This window comes from Clavibacter lycopersici (assembly GCF_003576405.1).
In the GTDB taxonomy this organism is placed as follows: domain Bacteria; phylum Actinomycetota; class Actinomycetes; order Actinomycetales; family Microbacteriaceae; genus Clavibacter; species Clavibacter lycopersici.
In genome coordinates this window covers 1-3,074 of the sequence record NZ_QWGT01000287.1, presented here as the reverse complement: position 1 = coordinate 3,074, position 3,074 = coordinate 1, and the positions used below count along the sequence as shown (strand labels likewise).

Here is a 3,074-nt window from a genome sequence, read left to right as displayed (position 1 = left end):
CGGGCGGCGGAGGCGTCGGCGGCGGCGAGCTCGGAAGGCGACCCGGGGAGCGCGGCGCCGGGCGCGGGGGAGGTCGTGCCGGGATCCGCGGCGGCGACCCCCGTGAGGCAGCGCCGCACCTCGCCCACGTCGTAGAAGAGGGAGCCCGGGGCGATGGGCGTGCATCCGGCGCGGAAGGGGATCGCCTCCTCGTCGTAGAGCATGCGCACGATGGCGCGGCCGCTCGCGTCGCGGAAGACGTCCCACTGCACGTTCGCGGCCATCGGCGTGACCGTCTCGCCGCGCCACGCGTTCGTCGCGTACGTGTACGGCGCCTCGGGCGTGACCTGCTGCGTCGAGCCGGGCAGGCCGATCAGCGCGGCGAACGGGATGATCGTCTCCGCGTGCGCGAAGCGGAAGGTCGCGGCGGTGGAGGATCCGGCGAGCCGCGCGTCCATCGAGTCGAGGAAGTCGTCGAGCAGCGGCGTCGCCATCCGGTAGGTGATGTCGCTGCCCTGGAACGCCGGGCCCTTCGAGTAGAAGTCCTCCGCGTCGAGCAGGTAGGCGAACCACTCGGTGTCCGCGTCGTCGCCCGCGAAGTAGCGGTCGAAGTCGACGCTGACCTCCTCCGTCATGTCGGGCGCGATGATGTAGAGGTCGTAGAGCATCATCGCGGCGTCGAGCTCGTCGTCGACGTGGGTCTCCCCGTCGCCGCCGTCCACGAAGCGGTACTGCCCGGCCGCGAGTCGGTCGACGAAGGCGGGCGTGTAGATGCGCTCGAGCAGGCGGCGCGCGGCCTCATGGCTGCGCGGCTGGGCGTGGATGGCGTCGACCGCGTCCGTCACCTGGGCGCTGTCCTCGTAGGCCTGGTAGTCGGCGTTCGCGGCCGACTTGTGGAAGTAGAGGGTGTCGGGGCGCTTCGCGATGTCCGCGGGCAGGTGCGACGCGAGGAGCGGATGCGCGCGCTTCAGACCCTCCGTGAAGGCCTTCCCCGACGCGGTGGCGCGCGCCTCGCCGGAGCTCTCGAGCGCGACGGTGTCGGATCCCGCGTCGACGCCGGCGAACAGCGTCGGCAGCCGCTCGACGACGCGGGCACCGATCCCGCGGTGCTGGTCAGCGCCCTGGCCGGTGAGGTTGCCGTAGCCGAGCTTCCGGTTGGCCGCGGTGAGCTTCGCCACCTCCGGGCCGAGCGTCTCGCCGAGCGACGTGAGCGCGCCCTCGGAGCGCGCCTGCTCCCACACCTGCGTGGTGAGCGAGTCGTACTTGAAGCTCGACAGGGCGCGGGATCCGTGGCGCGCGACCGACTCCGTGTAGACGGGCGCGAAGCCGGCGGGCGCGGGCGCGAGGTCGGCCGCGGTGCCCCGCGGGGCGTACGGGGTCTTGCTGCTGTAGTGGTGGCGGTCCGCGCTGCCGGTCGAGCTCCCCGCCTCGGACGCGGCGAGCGCCGGGAGGGCGGATCCGCCCGCGATGATCCCGAGGGCCAGCGCGAGCGCGACGGAGGCGGACAGGCGGCGGCGGGTGCGGAGGCGCATGGGTTCCTGGTGAAGGGGGCGCGGCGCGGGATGCGCGCGGCGGGTGCGGGTCGGTCGCGGACGCGACGGGGCCGACGCTAGGCGGATCGCGTGACGCGGCGGTGTCCCGGCGCTGAACGGGCGGGGCGCCGATCACGGCCCGGTCGCGGGCCGGCCGCCGGTCGCTCGCGGGCCGGTCACGCGCCGACCGCGGGACGGGAGGGGCCCCGGCCGCCCGTAGGGTGGGAGGACGCGCGCGGAGGGGAGTCGCATGGGAGGGGTGCTGACCGGCTTCGCCATCATCGGCTTCATCATCGCCGTGGGCTACGGCGTCGGCCGCTCCGGGATCGCGGGTCCCGGCGCCCAGCACTCCCTCAACCGGGTCGCGTTCTTCGTCGCGACGCCCGCGCTGCTGTTCACGGTGCTCGCGAAGGCCGACCTGCACGTCGTGTTCTCGGCGTTCCTGCTGGCGTCGGCATCCGCGGTGGCCGTCGCGGCGATCCTCTACCTGGTGGTGGCGCGGATCCTCTTCCGCCGGCCGGTCGCCGAGACCACCATCGGCGCGGCCTCGGCGAGCTACGTCAACGCCAACAACATCGGCCTGCCGGTCGCGATCTACGTGCTCGGCGACGCGCAGCTCGTCGCGCCCGTGCTGCTCCTGCAGCTTCTGGTGCTCGCGCCGACCACGCTCACGGTCCTCGACATCTCGAGCCGCGGATCCGCGTCGGTGGTCGGGATCCTCACGCAGCCGCTGCGGAACCCGATGATCATCGCGTCGATGCTCGGCATCCTCATCGCGATCACCGGCCTGCAGGTGCCGGACGCGGTCTACGAGCCGTTCCGGCTGATCGGCGGCGCGGCGATCCCCATCGTGCTGATGGCGTTCGGCATGTCGCTCGTGGGGCGGAAGCCGCTCGCGCCGGGATCCGGCCGCGGCGAGATCGTCGTGGCCTCGGTGATCAAGACGGTGATCATGCCGCTCGCCGCGTTCCTGCTCGCGCGGTTCGCGTTCCACCTGGACGCCGACCAGACCTTCGCGGCGACCGTCATCGCGGGCCTGCCCACCGCGCAGAACATCTTCAACTTCGCCTCGCGCTACGAGCGCGGCGTGGTGCTCGCGCGCGACACCGTGCTGATCACGACGGTCGCGTCGATCCCGGTGCTGCTGGTGATCGCGGCGCTGCTGGCTCCCGGGACCTAGCGTCCCGGGATCCGGCGGCGGGATCTAGCGGCGGCGGGTCGTCGCGGTGCGCTGGGCGGCGCGCTTCTGCGAGCGCTTGGCGAGCTGGGCCTTGCCCTTGGCCATCGCGGCCTTGCCCTGGCGGCTGCGCAGGAAGCGGCGGACGACGGGGACGGCGACGAACAGGAAACGGATCAGCGGCATGGTGCTCCTCGGGGGATCTGCGCGGATCGGTGGACCCCCGCCTCTCGACCCTGCCAGGTCCGGGCGCGCGCGACCGGGATCGGGGCGGATGCGGCGGGGAGCGGCCAGGCGGGGATACCGCGCGGGGGAGGCGGATGCAGCGGTCGCGGCGGTCAGCGCCCGTCGCGGAGCCGCTCCGCCGCACGCGCGACCAGCGGCGC

General features: G+C 73.8%; 3 protein-coding genes. 1 reads left to right on the top strand and 2 read right to left on the bottom strand.

Features of this window, described 5'->3' with window-relative positions:
- Window positions 1-1,511: histidine-type phosphatase (locus DZG00_RS13990; RefSeq protein WP_119455750.1), on the bottom strand; the 1,511-nt coding region annotated here is incomplete at its 3' end.
- 250 nt (window positions 1,512-1,761) lie between these two features.
- Here DZG00_RS13990 and DZG00_RS13985 point away from each other — a divergent pair.
- Entirely contained in the window at window positions 1,762-2,691 is a 930-nt protein-coding gene (locus DZG00_RS13985) for an AEC family transporter (RefSeq protein ID WP_119455749.1), read from the top strand.
- A 24-nt stretch (window positions 2,692-2,715) separates the two neighbouring features.
- On the opposite strand, the gene DZG00_RS17190 is transcribed toward DZG00_RS13985, so the two are convergent.
- Complete coding sequence (locus DZG00_RS17190) at window positions 2,716-2,874, bottom strand: hypothetical protein (protein WP_199689825.1); 159 nt, start codon at window positions 2,872-2,874, stop codon at window positions 2,716-2,718.
- Window positions 2,875-3,074 lie beyond the last annotated feature (200 nt).

Coding starts and splice junctions, on each gene's coding strand:
- DZG00_RS13985 (WP_119455749.1), top strand. CDS start 1,762: ATGGGAGGGGTGCTGACCGGCTTCGCCATCATCGGCTTCATCATCGCC.
- DZG00_RS17190 (WP_199689825.1), bottom strand. CDS start 2,874: ATGCCGCTGATCCGTTTCCTGTTCGTCGCCGTCCCCGTCGTCCGCCGC.